1 protein-coding gene is annotated in these 489 nt (G+C 38.2%); it reads left to right on the top strand.

The window, feature by feature from the left end; all coding sequences use genetic code 11:
• On the top strand, nucleotides 1–489 hold a 489-nt coding region (locus AC6CHV_RS26330), incomplete at both ends, for an IS256 family transposase (protein WP_498079979.1).

Here is a 489-nt window from a genome sequence, read left to right as displayed (position 1 = left end):
ACTTGGGCAAACCGGCCTTTAAATACAACATACTACCCTTATATTTTCGCTGATGCCATGTATATTAAGGTGCGTGAACATAATCGTGTTGTATCAAAGGCTGTCTATATCGCTACTGCCATTACGGAAGAAAACCGCCGAGAAATATTAGGAATAAGAGTCGATCACGTAGAAAGCTATGATGCTTGGAAAGCATTTTTACATCACTTACAATCTCGAGGAGTACAATCTCCAAGACTATTTATTACAGACGCACATCCCGGATTAAAAAGGGCTCTAAAAGAAGTATTCGTTGGAACTGTTTGGCAACGTTGCACTGTCCATTTCAAGCGAAATATTTTTAATGTACTACCTAAAAAAGGGGTAGATGAAGAAAAACTAGGATTAAAGAGAATTTTTGAAGCTGTTAGTGTGAATGATGCCAGAAGGTTTAAAGATGAATTTCTTGAACGATTTGGAGAAGATTCAAAGCTGGAGAAAGCGACCCGA

The sequence above is a fragment of the Ferdinandcohnia sp. GQ5 genome, assembly GCF_059759275.1.
This window is presented reverse-complemented; position numbering and strand designations above follow the sequence as displayed.